Annotated in this window: 27 protein-coding genes, 1 tRNA gene and 1 pseudogene; 14 read left to right on the forward strand and 15 right to left on the reverse strand. The window is 68.1% G+C overall.

Annotated features, from left to right (window positions below; translation table 11 throughout):
• Positions 1-7: 7 nt before the first annotated feature.
• Entirely contained in the window at positions 8-1003 is a 996-nt protein-coding gene (locus HVO_RS08035) for an AEC family transporter (protein ID WP_004044242.1), read from the reverse strand.
• Positions 1004-1144: 141 nt separating this feature from the next.
• Positions 1145-1858 (reverse strand): phosphoribosyltransferase, encoded by a 714-nt coding sequence (locus tag HVO_RS08040; protein WP_004044241.1) that lies wholly within the window; start codon positions 1856-1858, stop codon positions 1145-1147.
• 210 nt (positions 1859-2068) lie between these two features.
• Here HVO_RS08040 and HVO_RS20865 point away from each other — a divergent pair, with 210 nt between their 5' ends.
• Both HVO_RS20865 and HVO_RS08045 read left to right on the forward strand, forming a co-directional pair.
• Positions 2069-2239 carry a DUF7563 family protein gene (locus HVO_RS20865; protein ID WP_004044240.1) on the forward strand — a complete coding sequence of 57 codons (171 nt, stop codon included), beginning with the start codon at positions 2069-2071 and terminating at the stop codon, positions 2237-2239.
• Positions 2240-2346: 107 nt separating this feature from the next.
• The gene (locus tag HVO_RS08045; RefSeq protein WP_004044239.1) at positions 2347-3246 is read left to right on the forward strand and encodes a PhzF family phenazine biosynthesis protein; all 900 of its coding nucleotides are present in this window, start codon (positions 2347-2349) and stop codon (positions 3244-3246) included.
• Between the two features lie 45 nt (positions 3247-3291).
• Here the strand turns inward: HVO_RS08045 and HVO_RS08050 are convergent, their stop codons facing one another.
• The 5 genes from HVO_RS08050 to HVO_RS08070 are packed head-to-tail and all read right to left on the reverse strand — an operon-like array spanning position 3292 to position 5608.
• On the reverse strand, positions 3292-4059 hold the full coding sequence (locus tag HVO_RS08050) for a proteasome assembly chaperone family protein (protein WP_004044238.1): 768 nt from the start codon (positions 4057-4059) through the stop codon (positions 3292-3294).
• Positions 4060-4113: 54 nt separating this feature from the next.
• Positions 4114-4305, reverse strand: a complete 192-nt coding sequence (locus HVO_RS08055; protein ID WP_004044237.1) for an RNA-protein complex protein Nop10 — start codon at positions 4303-4305, stop codon at positions 4114-4116.
• 4 nt (positions 4306-4309) lie between these two features.
• A complete protein-coding gene (locus HVO_RS08060; RefSeq protein ID WP_004044236.1) occupies positions 4310-5110 on the reverse strand; it encodes a translation initiation factor IF-2 subunit alpha in 801 nt (266 codons plus the stop codon).
• 18 nt (positions 5111-5128) lie between these two features.
• Positions 5129-5323 carry a 30S ribosomal protein S27e gene (locus HVO_RS08065; RefSeq protein ID WP_004044235.1) on the reverse strand — a complete coding sequence of 65 codons (195 nt, stop codon included), beginning with the start codon at positions 5321-5323 and terminating at the stop codon, positions 5129-5131.
• Positions 5324-5326: 3 nt separating this feature from the next.
• Positions 5327-5608, reverse strand: coding sequence for a 50S ribosomal protein L44e (locus tag HVO_RS08070; protein WP_004044234.1), 282 nt, complete (start codon positions 5606-5608; stop codon positions 5327-5329).
• Positions 5609-5810: 202 nt separating this feature from the next.
• On the opposite strand from HVO_RS08070, the gene HVO_RS08075 reads away from it, so the two are divergent.
• On the forward strand, positions 5811-6071 hold the full coding sequence (locus HVO_RS08075) for an HAH_0734 family protein (protein ID WP_004044233.1): 261 nt from the start codon (positions 5811-5813) through the stop codon (positions 6069-6071).
• On the opposite strand, the gene HVO_RS08080 is transcribed toward HVO_RS08075, so the two are convergent.
• Positions 6068-8431: a DUF2298 domain-containing protein gene (locus HVO_RS08080; protein WP_004044232.1), complete on the reverse strand. Its 2364-nt coding sequence runs from the start codon at positions 8429-8431 to the stop codon at positions 6068-6070. The two genes, HVO_RS08075 and HVO_RS08080, sit on opposite strands and share 4 nt — an antisense overlap.
• 95 nt (positions 8432-8526) lie before the next feature.
• Between HVO_RS08080 and HVO_RS08085 the strand changes: the two genes are divergently transcribed.
• The 4 genes from HVO_RS08085 (at position 8527) to HVO_RS08100 (ending at position 10544) form a co-directional block, all read left to right on the forward strand.
• Complete coding sequence (locus HVO_RS08085) at positions 8527-9312, forward strand: glycosyltransferase (RefSeq protein WP_004044231.1); 786 nt, start codon at positions 8527-8529, stop codon at positions 9310-9312.
• On the forward strand, positions 9305-9772 hold the full coding sequence (locus HVO_RS08090; protein WP_004044230.1) for a GtrA family protein: 468 nt from the start codon (positions 9305-9307) through the stop codon (positions 9770-9772). Before HVO_RS08085 ends, HVO_RS08090 begins: the two co-directional genes overlap by 8 nt.
• A gap of 60 nt (positions 9773-9832) precedes the next feature.
• Positions 9833-9907: transfer RNA gene (locus tag HVO_RS08095), tRNA-Met, on the forward strand.
• Positions 9908-10118: 211 nt separating this feature from the next.
• Entirely contained in the window at positions 10119-10544 is a 426-nt protein-coding gene (locus HVO_RS08100) for a Rieske (2Fe-2S) protein (RefSeq protein ID WP_004044229.1), read from the forward strand.
• A gap of 37 nt (positions 10545-10581) precedes the next feature.
• On the opposite strand, the gene HVO_RS08105 is transcribed toward HVO_RS08100, so the two are convergent.
• From HVO_RS08105 to HVO_RS08125, 5 genes and pseudogenes are all read right to left on the reverse strand, one after another.
• On the reverse strand, positions 10582-11574 hold the full coding sequence (locus HVO_RS08105; RefSeq protein WP_004044228.1) for an aminotransferase class IV: 993 nt from the start codon (positions 11572-11574) through the stop codon (positions 10582-10584).
• Positions 11571-12290: an anthranilate synthase component II gene (locus tag HVO_RS08110; RefSeq protein WP_004044227.1), complete on the reverse strand. Its 720-nt coding sequence runs from the start codon at positions 12288-12290 to the stop codon at positions 11571-11573. The genes HVO_RS08105 and HVO_RS08110 overlap by 4 nt, the downstream gene beginning before the upstream one ends.
• Positions 12287-13801 carry an aminodeoxychorismate synthase, component I gene (pabB, locus tag HVO_RS08115; RefSeq protein WP_004044226.1) on the reverse strand — a complete coding sequence of 505 codons (1515 nt, stop codon included), beginning with the start codon at positions 13799-13801 and terminating at the stop codon, positions 12287-12289. Before pabB ends, HVO_RS08110 begins: the two co-directional genes overlap by 4 nt.
• 114 nt (positions 13802-13915) lie before the next feature.
• Positions 13916-14566 (reverse strand): helix-hairpin-helix domain-containing protein, encoded by a 651-nt coding sequence (locus HVO_RS08120; protein ID WP_004044225.1) that lies wholly within the window; start codon positions 14564-14566, stop codon positions 13916-13918.
• A 43-nt stretch (positions 14567-14609) separates the two neighbouring features.
• Positions 14610-15421, reverse strand: a pseudogene (locus HVO_RS08125) (shikimate dehydrogenase).
• Between the two features lie 171 nt (positions 15422-15592).
• Between HVO_RS08125 and HVO_RS08130 the strand changes: the two are divergent.
• The 6 genes from HVO_RS08130 (at position 15593) to HVO_RS08155 (ending at position 21496) form a co-directional block, all read left to right on the forward strand.
• Positions 15593-16564 carry a calcium/sodium antiporter gene (locus HVO_RS08130; RefSeq protein WP_004044223.1) on the forward strand — a complete coding sequence of 324 codons (972 nt, stop codon included), beginning with the start codon at positions 15593-15595 and terminating at the stop codon, positions 16562-16564.
• Positions 16565-16697: 133 nt separating this feature from the next.
• Positions 16698-18014, forward strand: a complete 1317-nt coding sequence (locus HVO_RS08135) for a sodium:calcium antiporter (RefSeq protein ID WP_004044222.1) — start codon at positions 16698-16700, stop codon at positions 18012-18014.
• A 57-nt stretch (positions 18015-18071) separates the two neighbouring features.
• A complete protein-coding gene (locus HVO_RS08140; RefSeq protein WP_004044221.1) occupies positions 18072-19391 on the forward strand; it encodes a D-aminoacyl-tRNA deacylase in 1320 nt (439 codons plus the stop codon).
• Positions 19392-19548: 157 nt separating this feature from the next.
• On the forward strand, positions 19549-20688 hold the full coding sequence (ftsZ, locus tag HVO_RS08145; protein WP_004044220.1) for a cell division protein FtsZ: 1140 nt from the start codon (positions 19549-19551) through the stop codon (positions 20686-20688).
• Between the two features lie 180 nt (positions 20689-20868).
• A complete protein-coding gene (locus HVO_RS08150; RefSeq protein ID WP_004044219.1) occupies positions 20869-21042 on the forward strand; it encodes a protein translocase SEC61 complex subunit gamma in 174 nt (57 codons plus the stop codon).
• A gap of 1 nt (position 21043) precedes the next feature.
• The gene (locus HVO_RS08155) at positions 21044-21496 is read left to right on the forward strand and encodes a transcription elongation factor Spt5 (RefSeq protein WP_004044218.1); all 453 of its coding nucleotides are present in this window, start codon (positions 21044-21046) and stop codon (positions 21494-21496) included.
• Positions 21497-21676: 180 nt separating this feature from the next.
• Here HVO_RS08155 and HVO_RS08160 read toward each other — a convergent pair whose 3' ends face one another.
• A complete protein-coding gene (locus HVO_RS08160; protein ID WP_004044217.1) occupies positions 21677-21979 on the reverse strand; it encodes a DUF7565 family protein in 303 nt (100 codons plus the stop codon).
• Between the two features lie 98 nt (positions 21980-22077).
• Here HVO_RS08160 and HVO_RS08165 point away from each other — a divergent pair, with 98 nt between their 5' ends.
• Positions 22078-22842 carry a PHP-associated domain-containing protein gene (locus tag HVO_RS08165; protein WP_004044216.1) on the forward strand — a complete coding sequence of 255 codons (765 nt, stop codon included), beginning with the start codon at positions 22078-22080 and terminating at the stop codon, positions 22840-22842.
• 56 nt (positions 22843-22898) lie between these two features.
• Here HVO_RS08165 and HVO_RS08170 read toward each other — a convergent pair whose 3' ends face one another.
• Complete coding sequence (locus HVO_RS08170; protein ID WP_004044215.1) at positions 22899-23423, reverse strand: metal-dependent hydrolase; 525 nt, start codon at positions 23421-23423, stop codon at positions 22899-22901.
• Positions 23424-23491: the final 68 nt, after the last annotated feature.

Below are 23491 nucleotides of genomic sequence, written 5' to 3' on the forward strand. Positions count from 1 at the left end.
ACGGGCGCTACACCACGAAGCCGTGGTTCAAGAGGTAGATGAGCACCGAGAGCGCGGGCACGCTGAGGAGCGTCGTCGCGAAGACGGCCGCGGAGACGAACTCGGCGAGCGAAGTGGCCGACCCGGCCCCCGAGGCGTCACCGAACTCCGCGACGAGGATGAGCGGCGTGACCGCGGCGGGCATCGCGGATTCGAGGACGAACGTCCGCGCGACCGTCGGGTCACCGAAGCCGGCGACGAGCGCGACGCCGACCGCGACCGCGGGCGCGACGACCATCTTGAGCGCGGCGACGACGCCGACCTCCGAGAGCGTCGAGCCGAGGTCGGCCCCCGCGAGTTGGATGCCGAGGATGAGGAGCATCATCGGAATCGACGAGTCGCCGACGAGCCTGAGCGTCTCCATCGCGGGGACGCCCGTCGGCGGGACGACGCCGAGCCAGCGTGCCGCGAGCGCGGCGACGACGGCGTAGACGAGCGGGATTCGGACGATGCGTTCGAGGCCGACGCGCCACCCCGGCGGGGCGTCGTCGCGGTCGTCTCCGCGTCCGGCGATATACACGCCCAGCGTGTAGATGAGGACGCTCTGGACGGCGAGGTAGACGACGGCCGTCGAGCGGCCGGTATCGCCGAAGGCAAAGGAGCTGACGGGGATGCCGTAGTTCCCCGAGTTCGGGAAGGCGGCGACGAGGACGAGCGCGCCGAGGAGGGGGTCGGAAATCCCCGCGAGTCGGGCGACGCCGCCCGCGACGAGGAGCATGGCGACGTGGTAGGCGACGACGCCGGCGGTGAGGGCGGCCAGCGTCTCGCCGGCGAGTTCGGTCGTTGCGAGGCTGTAAAACACGAGGACCGGCGCGAGGACGTACACCGTGACCGTGTTGAGCGGTTCGGGGTCCACGTCGCGGACGCGACCGAGGAGAAAGCCCACCGCGCCGATGGCGAGAATCGGCAGGAGCGCGCCGGCGAAGATAGAAAACAGCGACATGCGCGTGCCGAAGCGCGTCACGCAAACGAACGTTTCGCTTCGAGCGAGTCCCGACGGAACTCGGACGCAGGCGGCCGGAGAGACAGCCGAAACTGGGTGTCGAAGCGGACCCGAGAAGGAGCGCGAGATCGAACGAAGCCGGGCGGACCGAAAGCGCCGGTTTCAGGCCCCAACACCGTCGTTTTCGAGGAGGCGCCACGCGCCGTCGCCGGTGGACTCGACGTAGCCGCGGCGCTCCATCTCGGACATGACTTCCGGCATCCGGTCGGGTTGGGCGATTTCCATCTCGATGCGGTCCACGTCGTGGAACTCCGCGAGGTAGTGGCGGATGTCTTCGAGTTCGAACGTGTCGTCGTCGGCTTTCGCCATGACGCCCGAGGTGAGGTCTATCATGTCCTCGATGAAGTTCCACGGGTAGACGACCCACGCCCACTCTTCGAGGCGCTCGCCGACGTAGTCGGGTTCGAACTCGCTGGTCTGGAGGAGTTGGAGCGTCGCGGTCCGGACCTCGCCCGCGTTGCGCTCGTTGACGTACTCGTGTGCGCGCTTGATGGAACCGCCGGTGTCGGCGATGTCGTCGATGATGAGCACGTCCTTGCCCTCGACGCTGCCTTCCGGCATCGGGTAGCGGACCTCCGGCTCGTTCGACTTCTGGGCCGTCCCGACGTAGTGTTCCATCTTCAGGCTCGTCAGGTCGTCCAGCCCGAGGAAATCGCAGATACACCGGCCCGCGAACCAGCCGCCGCGGGCCAACGCGACGATGACGTCGGGTTCGAACTCGGACGTTTTGACCTCGTCGGAAACGTCGCGGCAGAGGCCGTAGATGTACTCCCAGTTCGTGATAGTACAGTTAAACTCGTCGGGGAGGTCGCCCATATCTTCCGTTCACCGTGCGTACTGCCGCGCCTGACGCCCTTTAATCTGTACGACTCGCCCCGCCCGTGTGTCGGCGTGCCAAAACCGCCCGAACCGACGTTATTCGGTGACTAACCGGAGAACCAGACGTTCAGGCGGATACTAACGCATGTTAACAAGGAACATAGTTATATCGAGTGCCGGAGTATGCGGATTTGTAGGTGAAACAGAATGCACACGTGTGGTAACTGTGGTGAGTTCGTCTCCCGCGATTTCGTCCGCGTCTTCGGCAACGACATGGACGAGGTCGTCGGGTGTCCAGCCTGTATGAACATGCGCGAAGTGATGCAGGGCGACGGCGCAGCTCAAACGAGCGGCCGCGTCCGGTGGACCCGCGCGTGAATCGGCCGATATCGACCGGCCCGCGCTCCTCTCCTTTTCTCCAACTTCTCGCGTAATCCGGCGGCCGACCCGCTGGTTTGATACATCGCCGTGTAGTGCGCCTTTCCATGGATAGCCGACGCGCCCTCCTCGTCGACGCCTTCACGACCGAACCGCTGTCCGGTAACGCGGCCGGAGTCGTCCCCGACGCCGACGGACTCGACGCGGAACAGATGCGCGCCCTCGCCGCCGAACTCGGCGCGAGCGAGACGGCGTTCGTCTGCTCGTCGGCCGCCGCGGACCGCCGCATCCGCTATTTCACGCCCCAACAGGAAGTCGACCTCTGCGGCCACGCGACTATCGCGGCCCACGCCCACCTCGCGGCCGAACGCGACCTCGAACCGGGCACGCACACCTTGGAGACGAACGTCGGCACCCTCGACATCGAACTCGGTGACCTCGGCGAGGTGTGGATGACGCAGGACGCCCCGACGGTCCGGCCCTTGGAGGTCGACTACGACCGCCTCGCGGCGGCGCTCGGCGTCGACGACGCCGCCCTCCGCGACGTGGGCGCTGACCTCCCCGTCGCGGTCGCCTCCACCGGGCTTCCCTTCCTCGTCGTCCCGGTCAACTTCCTCGAACACCTCTCGGCTGCGGACCCAGACGACGCCGCCATCGCAGACCTCGCCGCCGAACACGACGCGGCGGGCTTCTACGCCTACACCTTCGACGCCATCGACGGCGACTCCACGCTTCACGCGCGGTGTTTCGCTCCCGGCATCGGCATCTCCGAGGACCCCGCGACCGGAACCGCCGCCGGCGCGTGCGGCGCGTACCTCCGGCAGGTCGGCGCGTTCGACTCGATGCCCGACGAACTCCGATTCGAACAGGGCCACTTCGTGGACCGACCGGGAACCGTCCGCGTGCAGGTCGGCGCTGAGATACGCGTCGGTGGCCGCGCGGTGCAGTCGTTCGACGGCGAAATCGTCGTCCCGGAGTTCGCGGACGACGACATCATCGAAGCCTGAACGTCCGGTCTGAAAACGAGACGGTCCACGACGGCCGGAGCGGCCTCAGCCGATGTACCGGAGGTCGTCGTCGCTGGCGATGCTCCCCTGCTGTTGCTGTTGCATCTCCTGAATCTTCGCGGCGACTTCCTTCATCTCCTCTGCGCGCTCTTCGAGCGACTCGAAGTCGACGCTGAACTGGAGGAGGTCCTGTAAGACTTCGATGACGACTTGCGCGCTCTGGGGGTCGACGAGGTAGCCGCTCGTCTCGCCCATCAGGCAGGTCGCGTCGAGGCCGCGGCGGCCGCCGAGGCCGAGAAGGAGGCCGGAGACGCCGACGACGCCGCCGGCGGGTTCGCCCTCGCGGAACTCGATGCCCGCCTCGTCGAGTTCGTCGAGGCGGGACTCGTCGGCGACGGCTCCGAGGACCGACGGCTCGTCGACGAGTTCGCCGGTCGGGACGCCGCCCAGCGCGAACAGGCGCTCGACGCCGAACTCCTCGCCGATGTCGAGGAAGGTGTCGGTGAGGTGGTAGTGGCCCTCGTTCGACTGCGCCTGGTGGTCGCCCGTGAGAAGCAGCAGGTCCGGTCCCTCGCCGGGCGTCTCGACGGCGTGAATCGCGACGTGGGTCAGCTCGGCGACGCCCTCGTCGATGCTCACCTGCGGCGGGAACGCGTCGGCGTAGACGCGGCGGACCAGCGTGGCCTCCTCGAACTCCTCCAGCAGGTGCTCGACGGCGAGTTTGCCGACGTTGCCGACGCCCGGCAGCCCCTCGATGAGGACCGGGTCGGTGAGGTCGACCTCCTCGACAGCCTCGATTTCGATGTCGTCCATGCACGTAGTGGCGGCCGCGCCGGTTAAGAGAGCGTCGGTAGCCGAAGACGGAGGCTACTCCGGCTCCTCGGCGAGGCGGCGCTTCCGCGCGCGGCGGTACTCGCCGTGGGGGTCCTCGGGATTGTAGGGTGCGGGCGCGCTGTTCTCGGTGGCGGCGCCGCACTCCGGACAGGTCTCAGAAAGCGAGTACACCGGGCGGTCGTGGCGGTCGCGCCACGCGCTGCACACCCGGATGTCTGATTTCATTCGATTACTCTTCGTCGCCGCTGCGTTCGCGGTGGTACTCCGCGGTGCCGCCCGCGGCCTCGATGGCTTCGCGGGCCCGCGCGACGCTCGATTCGAGCTCCGTCTCGGCGGTCTTGTAGTCGGGCGCTTTGACCTTGACGCGGTACTCGGGCGCGCCGACGTACGTGACCGACAGTTCGATTTCGTCGCCGATTTCGCCGTCGCCCTCGGCGGCCTTGAGGGCCTCCTTCACGTCGTCGACGCCGTCGCCAGCGGGCGAGCGCAGGTCGACGTAGCCGGTGACGTTGACGTAGGGGACCGACACGTTCTGACGCGCGGTCTCGACGATGGTTTCGAGTTCGTCGTCGTCGAGTTCGACGCCGTCGAGCGCCTCGATACCGTGAATCGCGGCCTGCTCGAAGCCGTCGTACAGCGACTCGAACTCCGCGAGCAGGGCGTTGGCGATGGACTGGTAGCGGTCGTCGGCGATGTCCTCGCCGAACGCCAGCGCCATCCACTTGTCGGCCTTCTGCTCGTTTTTCCACTCCTGAATCTTCTCTTTGCGCTGGTGCTCGTTGACGTCCTTAATCGAGAGGTCTATCTGCTGGGAACTCTCGTTGACTTCGAGCACTTTAGCGACGACTGTCTGTCCCTCGCGGACGTGGTCGCGAACGTTCTTGATCCATCCGCTGGCGACCTCGCTGATGTGGCAGAGGCCGCGTTTGTCTTCGTACTCTTCGAGGTCGACGAAGACGCCGAAGTCCGCGATGTCGTCTACCTTTCCGACGACGAGTTCGCCGGGGTCAGGCCATCCGCTGTACTTCATACGAGGTCCTCCAGGGAGTTACGCCTCAAGTTCGTCGCTGTCGCGACGCTCGACCGTCTCGACGACCTCGCCGTGGAACTCGGCGTTGCCGCCGGTCGGCGTGGCGAGGGTCGTCCCGCAGACGGCGCAGTTGACGACCGAGGAGGCTTTTCCGAAGACGACCTGTTCGTTCTCGCAGTCGCTGCACGCGACCTTGTAGAAGTTTCCTGCCATGATTTACTCCTGGAACTCCAGGCGACCGGCGCGCCAGCCCTCGCGCATGTGGGCCTTGCCGCAGTCGGAACAGATGTACTTCAGGTGGGTCTTCTTCGTCGGCTTGTCGCCACCGGGCACCTTGGAGAACTTACCGGCGTTACCGATAGTGGCTTTGCCGCGTCGCGTCTGACGGGCGTTCCACTTCATTCCGGTCGGGCGTCCCGTCCGGACCTTCTCCACTTCGTGCTCGTGGTGACCCTTGCAGTTCGGGCAGTACGTGTTGAAACGGCGTGGCATCTGCATAGATATCGACCTTGTGGTGGGTTTTGGTGTGGCCCGTTAAAACCCGTTTGGTTCGACGCGGCCCCTGAACCCGCCGTGACCGGGCGTTCGCCGTGTTACGTGTGGGCAGCCCACGGTGACTGCACCGTCCGCGGTCTCCCCCGTCGCACACCGCACGCCGGAAGCCGAAGCGATTAAGCGGTGACTGTGCCAATCCCGGCACATGAAGAAGCTCATCATCCACGGCGACCCCGGCGTCCGGCGCGACGGCGTCATCGAGTACGACGGCGAGGAGTACGTCCTGTTTTCGGTCGACCGACAGGGCGACTGGCACGGTCCCGACCGCGTCCAGCTGTGGTGTACCGCCGGCACGGAAGACGAGCGCGAGACGTTCGAAAAGCGCGAGTTCGTCCCGCACTGGCTCGAAACCGAGGGCGTCGACGCCGAGGCCGTCGAGGTCGTCCGCGAGCGCGGCGCGGCCTAAGGTAGTCTCGCTTCTTCTACCTCGTAGACCGCGACCGACCCCGACCGGTGGACCGGCGTCAGCCACGCCACGTCCGTCTCTATCTCCCCGTAGCGGGCGCGCTCGCCCGGCCCGACCCACACGTACTGCACGTCGTAGCGCTCGACGAGCCGCGCCCGCGTCGACTCGTTGCCGACGTACATCGCGTCCACGTCGCGCACGCGGTCGTAGTACGCGTCGGGGCCGCGGTAGCCGACTTCGTGCGCCCAGCCGGCGACCGTCGGGACGCCCGTCAGGCTCGATTCGGGATTCCCGCGCCAGTCGTACATGACGTCCTCGCGTTTGTCTGTCACCGCCTCGGACCACTTCGTCCCCGGCGCGGTGAGCATCGTCGGGTTGCCCTCGACGGTCTCGTCGAGCCACGCGATGGCCGTCGACTCGTTTTCGTGCCGCCAGTCTGCGAAGGCCGTCGCGTCCAGCGTCGCCTCTTCTCTGGCCGAGCCGGTGTGTTCGACGACGGCCAGCCCGCCGTACACCGACGTGGAGGCCACGAGGAGAGCGACGAAGCCGACGCCGACGGCGCTGACCGCGCCTCCGCGGACGCCGAGGTCGACCCTCGGGAGCGACACGTCGCTCGCGGCGACCGCGTCGCCGACGAAGCCGGCCAACACGGCCCCCATTACGCTCCCCCAGAGCACCCACACCTGCATGTACGTCTTGAACACCGTGTTCATCCGCCCGGGCCCGGCCTGCTCGTTCACGTAGACGAGTTCGACGAGCATCACGAGGCCCGCGCCGGCGACGACGAGCACCGTCTCGAACCGCGGGTCGTCGGCGAACCGGAGGAGCACCCAGCCGACGGCGACGAGGGGCGCGACGAGCGCGAGCGCGGCGAACGACTGGGCGGCCGCGACGACGGTCAGCGCCGCGAAGCTCCCGACGAGGACGGCCCACTCGCGCCCGCCGAGTCCGTCCTGCGCGCCGAGGCGGCGGACGTAGTAGCCCGCGAACGCCGCGAGGAACGCCCCGTGGACGAGCGCCAGCGCGCCGAACCCGCTTCGCTGGTCGGGCGACAGAAGCTCGACCGTCCGGGCGCTTCCCCCGCCCGCGACCGCGCCGAGGAGGAACGGACTGGCGAGGACGGTGGCGGCGACCCCCGCGAGTCCGACCGCCGCGACCGTGCCGCCGAGGCGGGCGAGTTCGCCCGCGACCGCCGAGCCGCCGACGGCCGAGCGAACGCGCTCTCGCCCCGAAAATAACGTCCACGGGCGTGCGGGCGCGAAGACTATCCCGAGAAACAGCACGCCGAACACCGACGGGAAACTCCACGTGTCGACGACGACTTGGAACGCGCCGACGAGCGTCGTCGCGGCGACGAGGCGTCGGCGCTCACCGACCGCCTCTTCAGGCGTCCGGAAGTACGCGAAGGCGAGGCCGGCCGCGAGGAGCAGAAACGGCGTGCCCATCATGTGGGCGTGGAGGTCGCCGTTGAGCCACGCGAAGAGCGGGAACTCGTTGATGGTGCCCGGAATCACGCGGCTCGCGCTCCAGTACGAGAAGTTCGAGGCCCCGGCGAGCACCTGCTCGACGGTGTATTGCGACCGCTCGGCGACGGCCCGCGCGACGGGCCGGCGCAACCCCTCGGGGAGCGCGGCGAGGAGAAACCGCCCCGCGGTGACGAGGTTGCTGGCGAAGCCGACGAAGAACGCCGACAGCAGGCCGCCGAGCCGACCGTTCGCGCCCGCGGCAGTTGCGACGCCGCGCCCGAGTTCGAACGCCGCAGTGACGAGGACCCCGAAGAAGCCGGCGAGCGCGAGGTTGTAGGCGAACGACGGGTCGGTGGCGGTGAGCCGCGCGAGGAGAATCGACGCGAGGTGACCGCCGTAGTAGTAGCGGACCGGCTCGCCGGCGAACCACATATCCTCCGGCGGGAGGACCGACGCGCGGGCGAGCGACTGGAGGAGGCCGAAGTCGAGGAACTTCTCGCCGCCGCCGGCGTGGACCGCCGGGTCGAGCGCGCGGAGCGCCACGGCGAACAGGAAGGCGACGAGGAACACCGCGGCCGCGTCGGCGACGGCGCGTCGGTCGATGTCGAGGCCGGGTGCGAGTCGGCGGTCGCCGCGGCGAAGCGCGCCGAAGTCGAGGCCCGCGACCGCGGACGCGACGAGGAGCGTCCCGACGCCGGCGACGAGGGCGACGGGGCCGAACGAGAGGTGGCCGACGTAGTAGGCTGGGAGGGTCAACGCGACGAGCGAGACGGGGAGGGCGAGTCCGGCGCCGCGGCCGGGGAGGCGGCAAAACAGGCGGGCCGAGAGGGGAAGGCCGACCGCCCAGAGGGCTGCGAACAGCAGTAACCACCGGACAACGAGGGCGTACTCCATCTATCCGTTGACTGCGCCGCGGATGCAATACGTTTTGTGATGGCCGGTGCGGCCAGAGCGGTTCGCTTTTTACCCCATTGAGTGAATGGTCGTGCATGTCGCAGTCTGTCGGGGTGGTGGTCCCCGCCTATCGACCAGACCCCGAGCGTCTGGTCCCCTACGTCCACGCCCTCGTCGAGTCGCTGGACCCCGATGCGGTCCGCGTCGAACTCGACGCGCCGCGGCCCGAGACGCTCGACGCCCTCGACGCCCTCCCCGCCGTCGCCCGCGTGAACGATGTCGACGCCCGCCGCGGCAAGGGCGCGGCCATCACCGCCGGGTTCGAATCGCTTCGCACGGATATCCTCGCGTTCGCCGACGCCGACGGGAGCACGCCGGCCGCGTCGATGGCCGATGTCGTCGCCGCCGTCCGCGACGGTGCCGACCTCGCGGTAGGGTCGCGCCGCCACCCGAACGCGACCGTCGCCTCCCATCAGACGGTCGCGCGGCGCTACCTCGGCGACGGCTTCGCGTGGCTGGCCCGCCACCTGACCGAGGTCCCGTTGTACGACTACCAGTGCGGCGCGAAGGCCGTCACCGCCGCGGCGTGGAACGACGTTCGGACCCACCTGTACGAGCCGGGGTTCGCGTGGGACATCGAACTCATCGCCGTCTCGGGGGCGTTCGGCCACCGCGTGGCCGAGGTGCCGGTCGTCTGGGAGGACCAGCCGAACTCGACGGTCTCGCCGGTCGACACGACGGTCAAGATGGCCCGCGGGTTGCTCCGGTCGCGCCACCGCGCCCGGACGATTCGCGAGGACCGCCTCCACGAACTCATCGACGCGCGGAGCGACGAACGGACCCTCGTCGAGCAGTTCTCGACGGAGGTCGCGGATGACTGATCGGCTCTCGGCGCTCGTCTCCGGCACTCGCTTCGGCAAATTCGCCTCCGTGGGTGCGGTCGGCGCGGTGTTCGACCTCTCTCTGAGCAGTCTCCTCATCGTCTTTTTCGGCGTCGCCAACGAACTCGCGAAGCTCGCCGGCGCGGAGTTGGCAATCGTCGTCATGTTCGTCATCAACGACCGCTGGACGTTCGCGGGCGCGGGCTCGGACCTGCTCACCGCGAAGATCCGGCGCTTCGTGAAGTCGAACCTCGTGCGGAGCGGCGGCCTCCTCGTGCAGGTGCTCGTCGTCCGGGCGCTCGGGGAGGTGTCGCTGTCGATTCCGGTCGCCGGTATCGACCTCTGGGAACTCATCCCGCTCCCCCTCGCTATCGGCGCGTCAATGCTCCTGAACTACGTCGCAGAAAGCCTGTTCACGTGGCGCATCGCGACCCGTTCGAGTCAGCGCGACTCACGGTGAAAATTGACACACGGCTCCCGAAACAGAAGTCTTAACAATAGCAGACTCGTTTGTTGATTCAGCGGGATGGGATAGCCAGGAGATTCCGCCGGGCTCATAACCCGGAGATCGGTAGTTCAAATCTACCTCCCGCTATGGTTTTGCCGACCTCAACTCCTGAGCTCCGAGTCTCGGCTCGGCGCGACCCACGGGGTCGGCCTCATAGCTCAGTAGATTTGAACCAGAGAATCGAGCGAAGCGAGAGTCGCATCGTTCAAATCCCCCTTCCTTTCTCACAACAAGAGCGACTGCCCACCAGTTGACCGCTTTCGAAGGAGATTTTCGACCCCGACCCAACGAGAGCACAATGAGCGACCTCGAACGAATCTGCGCGGTGGGCGACGTGCCCGACGACACGACCTTTCTCTTTCGGGTCCGCGCGGCCGACGACGCCGACGCCGAGGAGCTCGAGGCCATCCTCGTGCGCACCGACGACGGCATCCAAGGGTGGTTGAACTACTGCATGCACCTGACGCACATCAAACTCGACAAGGGCTCCGGCGCGCCGATGCGCAACGACGAGGTCATCTGCCAGAACCACGGCGCGTACTTCGAGGCCGACACGGGCTACTGCAACTACGGCCCCTGCGAGGGCGCGGTGCTCGACGACCTCGACATCACGGTCGACGGCGACCACGTCTTCCTCTCGGACGACGAGTTCGACTACGTCGGACAGGGCGAAATCGAGACCGACCCGGCCGACCGGAGTTCGAGTTCGAACGTCGAGTTCTGAGGGCGAGCGCGGCGGGCGCGACAGCATTTCTCAGTTCTCAGTTCTCGTCGCCGCCGACGCTGTCGGCGTCGCCACCGTTGTCGGCGTCATCGCTGCCCCCGTCGCCGCCGTAGTGGCGTCGCTCCACGTAGTCGTCGTAGAGCCGCGAGAGCAGTTTCGTCACCGGGCCGTCACCGACTTCGATGCCGTCGACCGTCTCTACGGGTCGGAGTTCCCACGTCGAGTTCGTGAGGAACGCCTCGTTCGCGTCGCGCACGTCGTCCGGCGTGAAGCGCCGTTCCCGAATCGGGATGCCCTCCTGCCGGGCGAGGTCGAGGACGACGCGCCGGGTGATGCCGGGAAGGACCGGCCCGTCGAGACTCGGCGTGCAGAGCGCGTTATCGTCGACGAAAAAGAGGTTGCTCGTCGCGCCCTCGGTGACGTAGCCGTCGGCGTCGAGCATGAGCGCCTCGTCCGCGCCGGTGACGCGGAGTTCGACGCGGGCGAGGATGCCGTTGAGGTAGTTGTGCGTCTTCGCCCGCGCGGGGAGCGACCGGTCGGGGATGCGCCGGGTCTTGACCGTCTGGACCGTCGCGGGGCCGTCCCACACTGGGTCGGAGCCGCGGCCGCCGCGGGAGAGCGGTTCCACGATGACGACCACGCGGGGGTCGACCGCCTCGGCCGGCGTGAGGCGGCCACCCTGACTACCGCGGGTGACCGAGAGCCTGACGTACGCCTCGTCGAGGTCGTTCGCCGCCAGCGTCTCGTCGATTCGCGCGCGAAGGTCGTCGTCGGACAGGCCGTGGTCCATCCCGAGCGCGTCGCACGTCTCGGCCAGTCGGTCGGCGTGGGCGTCCCAGTGGAACACCTCGCCGCCGTAGGCGCGGAGCGTCTCGAAGGCCGCGTCACCGTAGAGGAAGCCGCGGTCCGTGACCGGAACCGACGCCGACTCGGCGGGGACGAGGTCGCCGTCGACGTGGTAGCGAAGCGACCGCCCACCGGTGTCGGCGTCGGCGTCGCCATCGCCGTCTCCAACTCCGTCGTCGCTCATCGCTCTCCCTCCCACGCCGCTGCCGCCGGGCCGTCGCCCACGGCGAGCGCGACGAAGTTGCGGACGATGTCTTTCCCCGAATCGGTGAGGATGCTCTCGGGGTGGAACTGCACGCCGACGTGGGGCTTCTCGCGGTGACGAACGCCCATCACGACCGCGGGTTCGTCGCCCTCGGTTCCCGTGTCGCCGTCCGAATTCTCGGCTTCGGACCCTTCTGCGACCGTGTAGGCGGTCACCGCCAACTCGGGTGGGACGTCCTCGTGTTCGACCGCGAGCGAGTGGTAGCGGCCGACCTCGATTCGGTCGGGGAGCCCCGAAAAGACCCCTGCGCCGTCGTGTTCGACGAGCGAGGGCTTCCCGTGGACGACGTGGGGCGCGTGGCCGACGCGACTCCCGAGGGCGGCACACAGCGACTGGTGGCCGAGACAGACGCCGAGCGTCGGGTAGTCGAGGTCGCGGAAGACCGACACCGAGACGCCGGCCTCCGCGGGGGTGCCGGGTCCGGGCGAGACGACGATGCCGTCCGGGTCGATGTCGCGCACGTCGTCGGTCGAGAGCGCGTCGTTGCGATAGACGAGCACGTCGTCTGAGCCGTCCGAACTGCTCCCATCCGCGCTCTCGTCACCACCCCGCGCCTCGGAGACCGCCTCGCCGACGTACTGCACGAGGTTGTAGGCGAACGAGTCGTAGTTGTCGACGACGAGGATGCGCGTCATCGCTCCGTCCCCACGGTCATGTTCGCGCGCTCGCCCAGCGCCTCGTCGATGGCGGTGATGAGCGCCCGCGCCTTCGCCAGCGTCTCGTCGTACTCGCGTTGGGGGTCCGAATCGTGGACGATGCCCGCACCCACGCGGAGGTGGTACTCGTCTCCGAAGCGGACGAGCGTCCGGATGACGATGTTCAGTACCGCGCGGTCGTCGAAGCCGACGGCGAACATGCTCCCGGTGTAGGGGCCGCGACGGGTGGCTTCGAGTTCGTCGATAATCTCCATCGTCCGGGGCTTCGGCGCGCCCGTGATGGTCCCGCCGGGGAACACCGCGGCGACGGCGTCGGCGAGGCTGGTTCCCTCGCGCCGGGTCCCCTCGACTAGGGAGACGAGATGCATCACCTCCGAGTAGCGGTCCACCCGGCGGTACTCCGTCACCTCGACCGACCCGTACTCCGAGACCTTTCCGAGGTCGTTGCGTTCGAGGTCGACGAGCATCGCGTGTTCGGCGCGCTCTTTCTCATCGGTCGTCAGGTCGGCCTCCAGCGCCTCGTCTTCCTCGGTCGTCGCCCCCCGCGGGCGGGTGCCGGCGATGGGTTCGGTGACGAGGCGGTCGCCCTCGACGCGCAAGAGGAGCTCGGGACTGGCGCTCACGAGGTCGACGCCGGGGAGTTCGAGCAGCCCCGAGTACGGCGCGGGGTTGACCTCTCGGAGCGCCGCGTAGGCGTCCACCGGGTGGACCGCGGCGGGCGCGACGAGTCGCTGGGAGAGGTTCGCCTGAAACGTGTCGCCGTCGCGGACGTACCGCTTCGCGGCGCGAACGCGGTCGGCGAACGCCTCGCGACCGCAGGCGCTCTCGAACGTCGCCTCGTCGGATTCGACGGGCGCGGAGACGGGTTCCGGTTCACCTTCGACCGCTTCGGTGGCGAAGTCGGTCGCCCGCGTTCGCGCCTCGTCGTAGACGGCGTCGAGGTCCTCGTCGGCCTCGACGACCGGACAGCAGGTGACGCGAAGCGTCGTCTCGCCGTCGTCGGGCCGGGGTTCCGCCCACGACGCCACGAGGTCGTACAGGCCGAGTTGCAGGTGCGGGAGTCCCCGGTCGTCGGTCGTCTGCTCGGGGAGCGATTCGAGTTCGCGGGCCGCGTCGTACGAGAGCCAGCCGAACAGGCCGCAGGGATACGGCGCGTCGCAGTCGCCGCGGACGAGCGTCTCCGAATCGACGAACGATTCGAGCGCGGCGAGGCTCGGTGCGGTGTCGACGCCGGGGTCTCCCCAGTCGTCGTCGGTCGGGGCGTCAGCGGTCAGGCGCTCCGCGGGGTCGACGCCGAAGGCTCCCCAGCCGGGTTGCCCGCCGGTCGTCTCGTAGAAGAAGCCGCCGGCATCCCGGCGGGCGCGTCGATAGGCGTCGAAGGGGTCCGAGACGGCGACGCGGACCTCGACGGGGACGCGCGCGCCGGGTGACGCGACCGCGGCGGTCGCGCGAAAGTCGTCGCGGTCGGTGACGACGGTCGGTGCGGTCATTACCCACACCAGTCCGTCCGCCGGGTAAACGGTTTCGCGACGTATCGACGAGCTGTCGAAAGCGGTCGTCAGTCGGGAGAACAGCCGCGTCGGTCGCTTCCGGGCGCGCGTCGGTTACGCGTCGCCGGCGCGGTCTATCCAGCGCTGGACGCGCTTCGGCGACACGTCGATTTCGTCGCCGACCTCGTCGGCGTCGGCCGCCGCGAGGTCCGCGATGGTCTCGATGCCGATTCCCGAGAGGCGTTCGGCGTACGCCGGGCCGATGCCGCGAATCCTGTCGACGGTGGGCGCGTCGGCGTTGTCGGCCGTCTCGTCGTCGGACTCTTCGTCTTCGACCTCCGCGCCGTCGGATTCCTCGTCCTCGTCTTCGAGTTCCGGTTCGCCCTCGACCTCAGGTTCGCCGTCGACTTCGACTTCGACTTCGACCTCGGACTCGGACTCAGGCTCCGGTTCGACTGCTTCGTCCTCCGGTTCGGCTTCCTCGATGGCGTCGGCCGCCACCTCGGCGTCGTCGCGGGTGTCCTCGTCGTCCGCGTGGGACTCCGCGTCGGCCTCTTCGCCCGCCGTCTCGTCCGCCGATTCTGTCTCTTCGACCGGTTCCTTCACCGCGGCCTCGGTCTCGACGTTCGCTTCCTCGCGTTCGGTTCTGGTGTCGCGTTCGACCGTAACGGTCGCCGTGTCGTCACGTCCCTCCTTCGAGGAAGACGACGAGTCGCCACCAACGAGGGATTTCCAGAGCGACGAAATAGTGTCAAGCAAGCCCATGTTACCTTCTCCTATGCAATCCGTTATTTAAAAACCAGCGGCCTCAGTCGCTCTCGAGGTGGCTCCGGAGCGCGGCGTTCATCGCGTCGACCGGCGCGTCGCGCCCGGTCCACCGCTCGAAGGCCTCGACGCCCTGCAGGAGGAGCATCCACGCGCCGTCGATGGTGACCGCGCCGGCCGCGGCCGCCTCGCGGAGGAGTCGCGTTTCAAGCGGCGTGTAGACCGCGTCGAGCACGGCGAGGTCGCCGTGGAGGTACTCCGCGGAGACGGGCGTCTCGTCGGGCGACTCCATCCCGACGCTGGTCGCGTTGACGAGGGCGTCCGCCTCCCGAATCCGGTCGAGCGTGTCCAGTCCGCCGCCGGTCGCACCGGGGACGGCCGCGGCGAGTTCGACCGCGGTTTCGGCGGTCCGGTTGGCGACGTGGACCGACGCGCCGGCGTCGGCGAGGGCGAACGCGGCGGCCCGCCCCGCGCCGCCGGCACCGACGACTACGGCCGAGTTCCCGGCGAGGCCCACGCCGTGACGCTCGAAGAGACCGCGTGACGCCCGCCGCGTCGGTGTTGTACCCCTTCGGCGTCTCCCCGCCGAAATCGACCTGTGTTGACCGCGCCGATTCGCTCGGCAAGCGGGTCGGGGTCGACCAGTTCGAGCACGTCCTGTTTGAACGGGATGGTGACGTTCAGCCCCGAGACGCCGAGGGCGTCCGCGCCCTCGACGGCCGCCGCGATATCGTCGCGGGCGGGTTCGAACGTGACGTACCGAGCGTCGAGGCCGGTTTCCTCGTAGGCCGCCTCGTGCATCGGCGGCGACAGCGAGTGGCCGACTGGGTTGCCGACGAGACCGTAGACTTGCATGGGCGGGAGGTGTCTTGCCGAAGATATAACTCGCCCGCCCGCGTCGGATTCCGCCGGGACCCGACGGCCCCCACAGCGCGGATTTCCACCCGTTCGCTCTCCCGTGATAGATTGTCGCGGATCCATGGTATACCGGCGCGCTTTTAGTCTCCCGTTGGTCTATTCCTGCGTATGTCGGCACTCGCAACCCTGATTTCCTTCGATACCGCGCTCCTCGTGGCGGGTATCGTCGCGCTCTACCTCGGGGCCGAGGCGCTCGTCGAGGGCGCGTCTCGACTCGCCATCGGCCTCGGTCTCCGGGCGGCCATCGTCGGTGTGACCATCGTCGCGTTCGCGACGACCACCCCCGAACTCTTCGTCGCAGTCCTGAGCGGCCTGGGCTACAGCTCCGACCTCGGACTCGGCGCTATCGTCGGCTCGAACATCGCCAACATTGGTCTCGTCCTCGGAATCTCGGCGCTCATCGAGCCGATGGGCGTCTCGACCGCGACGCTCCGCCGGCACGTCCCGTTCATGATTGCCGCGGCGGTCGTGCTCGTCGCGCTTGGGATGGACGGGAACCTCAGCGCCGTCGACGGCGGCGTCCTCCTGCTCATCCTCGTCGCGTTCACGGGCTACCTGCTCTACCGGGCTCGGTCGGCGACGGCAGACGCCATCGGCGCGGACGAAATCGACATCGAGGACGAAGACGAGGTCTCCGCGCAGTTCAAGGACGTGGTCTATCTCGCTCTCGGCCTGCTTCTCCTGTTCGTCGGCTCGAACTGGCTCATTCAGGGCGGACAGGGACTGCTCGAGTCCTTCGGGTTCGGTCCGCGGTTCATCGGGCTGACCGTCCTCGCGTTCGGCACGTCGCTGCCGGAACTCGCGGCGTCCGTCATCAGCGCGGTTCGCGGCGAGTCGGAGCTCAGCATCGGCAACGTCGTCGGTTCCAACATCTACAACGTCGTCGCCGTCCTCGGCATCCTCGCCATCATGGTTCCCGTGAACGTCCCCCCGAGCACCATCTCGCTGGACTTCCCGGCGCTCCTCGTGTTCACCTTCGGGGTCATCGCGCTGATGCTCCGCAACCGCGACGTGTCCCGCCTCGACGGCGGCATCCTCGTCGTCGGCTACCTCGTGTTCTTCTGGCTCATCCTTCCCTGACGTCCCAAACGGGCGATTTCGACCGTCTCTCGCGCCCGTCTCGGGCCGATTTTGAAACACAAGAGCTACCCGCTTCGGCTTCGGTCTTGTAGCCGTGATGGGACAACGACGACTCAGCCATCCCCTGACCGCGGTGTTCGGAGCCGCACTTCTGACGGTCCCGTGGCTGGGCCTCCACACGGTGTTCGGCGTTGACCTCGCGACCGGCGTCACCGTCGCCCTCAGCGGTATCGCCGTTCTCGGGGCCTCGTTCCTCCTCGCGTGGGGCGCGGAGACCGCCGAGGCCGACGTGCCGCGGGCGTTCGCTCTCGCCATCCTCGCGGTGCTCGCGGTCGCCCCCGAATACGCCGTTGACGCCCTCTACGCGTGGGAAGCCGGCATCAACCCCGGCACCCCCGAATCGGCCGAGGCCGCGAGCCTCGCCGTCGCCAACATGACCGGCGCGAACCGCATCCTCATCGGTATCGGCTGGTCCGCAATCGCGCTCTTCACCGTCTATCGCGCCCGTGACACCGGCGACGAGGCGGTCGAGTCTCGTCCCGGCTTCCTCGCGGACGTGGTCCGACTCGACCACGGCATCGCGACGGAGATTCTGTTTCTCTTCGCCGCGACCGTGTTCGCCTTCTTCGTCCCGCTCGGGGCGGGAATCGGCGCGGTCGACATGTTCGTCCTCGTCGGACTCTACGTCGCGTACATCTTCGTGGCGATGAACTCGCCGCACGAGGACGAAGAGCAAATCGGCGTGCCCGCGTACCTCCAGTCGTACCGGAAACCCAAGCGCATCGCCACGACCCTCTCGCTGTTCGTCTTCTCGGGCATCGTCATCCTCGTCGCCGTCGAGCCGTTCGCTCACGGCCTCGAAGCCCTCGGGAAGTCGGTCGGCATCCCGTCGTTCCTGATGATTCAGTGGGTCGCGCCGCTGGCGAGCGAGAGCCCCGAACTCATCGTCGTGGCCTACCTCGTCAACAAGGCGCGGTCGACCGCCGGCTTCAACGCGCTCATCTCCTCGAAGCTCAACCAGTGGACGCTCCTCATCGGGACGCTCGTGCTCGTCTACAGCCTCTCGCTCGGCTACTACGGGCCGCTTCCGCTCGACACCCACCAGATGGGCGAACTCTGGCTGACGGCCGCCCAGAGCTACTTCGCCATCGCCATCCTCATCACGTTCTCCATCAGCCTCCGCGAGGCGGTCGCCCTGCTCGGACTCTTCTTGGCACAGTTCGTCTACTCCGTCACCGGACTGGCGCTCACGCTCCCGATTCCGGGACTCGGCGCGGTCACCTTCGACGGCGCAACCTCGCTCATCGGCTTCTCCGTCGTCTATCTGGTCGTCGGAACAACGCTTTTCGTCCGGCGGCGCGAGCAACTCGCCGCGGTGGCAAAGCTCTCCGTTCGACGCGTTCGCGGCGACTACGGCGCGAACGAGATTCCGGCCGCGGTCGAAGACTGACCGGTTCCCCTCGCCGCTTCCGACGCCCTTTTCGCCGACCTCGGCGACCCTCGTATCGTGATTGGAATCGTCGTCAGCCGCGCCGACAGCGCATCGGTTCACATCGGCGAGCACCTGCTCGAACTCGCCGACTGGGACGAACGGACCGACGGGGACCGACCCGACGCCGACGGCGGCGGCACCGTCTTCTCCCGGGACGGCTTCGAACTCCGGGAGTTCGACGACCTACATATCGACCTCGACGACCCCGCCGAGGCGTTCGACGCCGACCTCGACCTCGTCGTCGTCGTCTCCCGGCACGCCGGCGAGACCGGCGCGCTCCTGACCGCGCACTTCACCGGGAACTTCGGCCCCGCCGACTACGGCGGCGAGCCGGGGCGGTTCGCCCGCGCGTGCCCCAACGCCCAGCGCGCCGTCATCGAGGCGCTCCGCGAGCGCGCGCCCGACGACTACGAGGTCGGCATCGAGGCGACCCACCACGGCCCGACCGAGCCGACGGTCCCCTCGATGTTCGTCGAGCTCGGGAGCGACGAAGAGCAGTGGGGAGACCCCGAGGGAGCCCGCGCCGTCGCGGCGGCCGTTCTCGACATCGAAGGCGTCGCGCCCGACGCGGACCGCCAACTCGTCGGCTTCGGCGGCGGCCACTACGCCCCGCGGTTCGAGCGCGTCCTCAACGAGACCGACTGGCGCGTCGGCCACATCGCCGCCGACTGGCAGCTCAAGGCGATGGGCGCGCCCGAGAACAACCGCGACGTGCTCCGCCGGGCGTTCGAGGCCTCCGCGGCCGACCTCGCGCTGGTCGACGGCGACCGCGACGACCTCGCGGCCGCCCTCGAAGCCGAGGGGTTCCGGGTCGTCTCCGAGACGTGGGTCCGCGAGACCGCGGGCGTCCCCCTCGACCGCGTCGCCGCCCTCGAAGCCGACGTCACGACCGTCGAGGAGGGGCTCCGCTTCGGCGCGCGCGTCGACGCCGGCGACTACGAGGTCGTCTCGCTGCCCGACGGCCTGCTCGGCGAGGCGCAAGGCATCGACCTCGACGCCGCGCTCTCCGCCGTCCGCGAGACCACCGTCGCCTTCCACACGACCGAGGGCGGCACGCGAGCGGTGGGCCGCGCCGCGGTCGCGGGCGACGGCTACGACGAACTCGCGTCGCGGCTCTGCGACGTGCTGCGCGAGAAACACGACAGCGTCGTCCGCGACGACGGGGCGGTCACGGCGACCACGCGCGCCTTCGACCCCGCCGCCGCACGCGAGTTCGGCGTCCCCGAGGGGCCGGCGTTCGGCAAGCTCTCGGCCGGGCAGTCCGTCGAGGTCGACGGCGAGACCGTCGCGCCCGAGGACGTGTCGAAAGAGCGACTCGTCGAGTTCTCGGTGTAGTCGCCATCGGGAGGCGGCCGACCGTTTCGGCCGGAGAGACGGTCTGTGCCGCGGGCTCACATGTCACGTTTCGGCACGAATCGACGGCGCGTCGGACAGATGTCTGACGCAAGGGGGAAAGATAATTAGTCGTCCTCCGTAAACCGTCTCCATAAATATGGACTCTATCGTCGGCGACGCAATTGACGAGGCCGAGGCCGAGGACATGGGGGATGAGTCGGCTCAGGTCGACGGCGCGGCCAACATCAACCGGTCCGGGACGATGACTGACGACGAACTGAAAGCGGTTCTCAAAGACCTCCAGACCAACATCACGGTGGTCGGGTGCGGCGGTGCCGGCGGTAACACCGTCAACCGGATGCACGAGGAGGGAATCAAGGGGGCGAAGCTCGTCGCCGCCAACACCGACGTGCAGCACCTCGTGGAAATCGGGGCCGATACGAAGATTCTCATGGGCGAGCAGAAGACCCAAGGCCGCGGCGCGGGCTCGCTCCCGCAGGTCGGTGAGGAGGCCGCCCTCGAATCCCAAGAGGAGATTTACGACGCCATCGAGGGCTCCGACATGGTGTTCGTCACCGCCGGACTCGGCGGCGGCACCGGCACCGGTTCGGCTCCCGTCGTCGCCAAGGCGGCCCGCGAGTCGGGCGCGCTCACCATCGCCATCGTCACGACGCCCTTTACGGCCGAAGGCGAGGTACGACGGACGAACGCCGAGGCCGGTCTCGAACGGCTCCGCGACGTGTCGGACACGGTCATCGTCGTCCCGAACGACCGCCTGCTCGACGCCGTGGGCAAACTCCCCGTCCGGCAGGCGTTCAAGGTCTCCGACGAGGTGCTGATGCGCTCGGTCAAGGGCATCACCGAACTCATCACTAAGCCCGGTCTCGTCAACCTCGACTTCGCCGACGTGAAGACCGTCATGGAGCGCGGCGGCGTCGCCATGATCGGTCTCGGCGAGTCCGACTCCGAGTCCAAGGCTCAGGAGTCCGTCAAGTCCGCCCTCCGCTCGCCGCTTCTTGACGTGGACATCTCCGGCGCGAACTCCGCGCTCGTCAACGTCACCGGCGGTTCGGACATGAGCATCGAGGAGGCCGAGGGCGTCGTCGAGGAGATTTACGACCGCATCGACCCCGACGCGCGCATCATCTGGGGGACCTCCGTCGACGACGAACTCGAAGGCATGATGCGGACGATGATCGTCGTCACCGGCGTCGAGTCGCCCCAAATCTACGGCCGCAACGGCGAGGCACAGGCGCACGCCGAAGAGCGTCTCGAAGACATCGACTACGTCGAGTAGTCGAGCCGTCCCGCACGCACCGCGCTCGCGGTCTCGACGCGCTCCCTTTTCGCTCCGCTCAGGTTCCGCATAGCGGCGTCACGCCGTCGAATCCGGCGTTTTCGCCCGCGTTCGACTCCGAATCCCACCCGCCGGTGCATCAATAGATAGAAAAAGCCCGACACCGTAGGCCCCAGCAACATGGACGTCAAGTACGATCTGAACAGCTACGTTCGCGTGTTGAAACTCGCGAGCACCCCGTCCTGGCAGGAGTTCTCCCAAATCTCCAAGATCGCCGGCGCGGGTATCTTCCTCGTCGGACTGCTCGGCTTCATCATCTTCGCGGTCATGAGCTTCCTCCCCGGAGGGGTCTGAGATGCCCATCTTCGCCGTGAAGACCACTGCTCGCCAGGAGCAGACGGTTGCGGACATGATCGCGACGAAGGAGTTCGAACAGATTCACGCCGTCCTCGCGCCCGACTCGCTCACGAGCTACGTGATGGTCGAGGCCGACGACGACGGCATCGTCACGCGTGTCCTCGAAGAGATTCCCCACGCTCGCGGCCTCGTCGAGAGCGGCGGCGCGGTCGGCACCTCCAGCATGGCCGAAGTCGAGCACTTCCTCTCGCCGACGCCGGACGTGGAGGGTATCGCGGAGGGCGACATCGTCGAGCTCATCGCCGGCCCGTTCAAAGGCGAGAAGGCGCGCGTCCAGCGCATCGACGAGACGAAAGACCAGGTCACCGTCGAACTGTACGAGGCGACGGTTCCGATTCCGGTCACCGTCCGCGGCGACCAGATTCGCGTCCTCGACTCCGAAGAGCGGTAAGCGTCCGCCCCGACGAAGGGTTCTTCTCTCTCAGTTTTCGGCTCGACGCAGCGCGTGACGAGCGGTGTAGCGACGCGTCCCCGGCGACTCCCATGTCCCCTGACAGTCCCCGACGAGCACCGTCTCGGGCGAGCAGCGTCGCGTCCCACCGCGACCGCGACCCGCCGGTCTCGCGTGGTCTTACAGCGCGCCCCGCTCGCGGAGCGTCTCGACGACGCTGTTGAGGTCCGCGTCCGCCTCGACGGCGTCTTTCACGTCCTCGCGGATGCGGACGGCCGAGGAATCGGCGTCGTACGCGCGGACGAACTCGGCGCGGGTGTGCTCGTCGAAGGCGTGGCGAATCGCGAAGTAGCCCTCGGGAACGACCGTCCCACACACCTTGCACTCGTGGCGCTCGTGGTCCACCGTCTGGTGGATGACCGCGCTTTCCACGTCTTCGAACCGACCGTCACACCCTTCGATGCCGCACTTCCACCGGGACATGTTCCCCCTGACGGCCGTGAGCCACAAAACCGTTTCTTCGACCGGCCGCCGTTCGACAAATAGCAACCACTAACTGGTGGCTGACCCGACCGTATCGTGTGAGCGCGACCACGACGACGCGGGTCGATATGCACGTGAAGATCCTCGACGAGCGGGTGGTCTCGCGCGCGAAAGCCCGCGGCATCGACGTGCTCGTCTACGCGCCGCACTTCGTCCGCCTGCCCGACGCTCGCGCCCGCGCGGAGCGATTCTCCGACGACGACCTGCTCGTCGTCCCCGCCCGCGAGGTGTTCGCGGGGTCGTGGCGCGACCGCAAACACGTCCTCGCGGTCGGGCTCTCGGACCCCGTTCCCGACTTCATCACTCTCGACGGAGCCTTCGCGGAGTTCGACCGGCAGGGCGCGGCGACGCTCGTCCCCCACCCGACGTTCCTGACGGTGAGTCTCACCGCCGAGGACGTGGCCGCCCGCCGCGACGACATCGACGCCGTCGAGACGTACAACACGAAGGCCCTGCCGCGGGACAACCGCCGCGGGCGCGACATCGCCCGCGAGACGGGGCTGCCCGGCTTCGCGTCGTCGTACGCGCACCTCCGTGGCACCGTCGGTGAGGCGTGGACCGAGTTCGACCGCGACATCGACTCCGAGGCCGACCTCGTCGCCGCGCTCCGCGAGGGGGCCGAACGTCGGGTCGTCCGCCGCACCGGCGTCTCCCACGGGTTCCGCGGCGCGGCCGAGTTCGCCCACCTCGGCTACGAGAACTCGTGGGGGAAAATCGACCGACTCCTGCTCTCGGGGATGGAGCCGACACACCCGGATCACATCGCCTACGACGGCCGGTTCGACGACGTGAGCGTCTACTGATTCGCAACATATCTTCGAGCGCGCCCGACCGCGCCAGCGTTGCGGCCGCCCCGCCCTCAGACCACCGCGGTGAACGACGCCGCGGCGTCCGCGAGGGACACGTCGAGCGAAAAGAGGAAGTAGTGGACGCCCGCGAGAACGCCGAGTTCGGCGACCGTGACGACGACGGTCACCGCGTCGGCGTGTTTCGAACTGGTCGCCACGCCGGTCGGCAGGTCGTACTCCTGCGGCGACAGCGGGTAGAACAGCGCGATGCCGCGCTTCGAGCCGACCATGTCGAGGACGTAGTGGGTGGCGACGCCAATCCAGACGAACTGGAGGTTGTCGAAGACGAGCGGGAACGCGAGGAATATCACCAGCACCGGGAGGTTGTGGAGCGTCTTGCGGTGCTTGCCGAAGGCGGTGTCCACGTCGGGAAACAGCGCGCCGAGGACGACCGGAAGCGACAGTTGACCGATTTTCTGAGCGAGGAGGAACGCCGAATCCATCGTCGGTTCGAACGACTGCGGGTCCACGGTGAGGATGACGCCGAGCCCGAGCGCCAACAGGATGGCGTTGAGCACGTGTCCCTTCTTGTTCATGGATGCAGACTGATCCGGCGGGATACAAATCTTTCCCACGGAACCGACCGACGGCGGCCGTGCGGCCG

The organism is Haloferax volcanii DS2, from assembly GCF_000025685.1.
In the GTDB taxonomy this organism is placed as follows: Archaea; Halobacteriota; Halobacteria; order Halobacteriales; family Haloferacaceae; genus Haloferax; species Haloferax volcanii.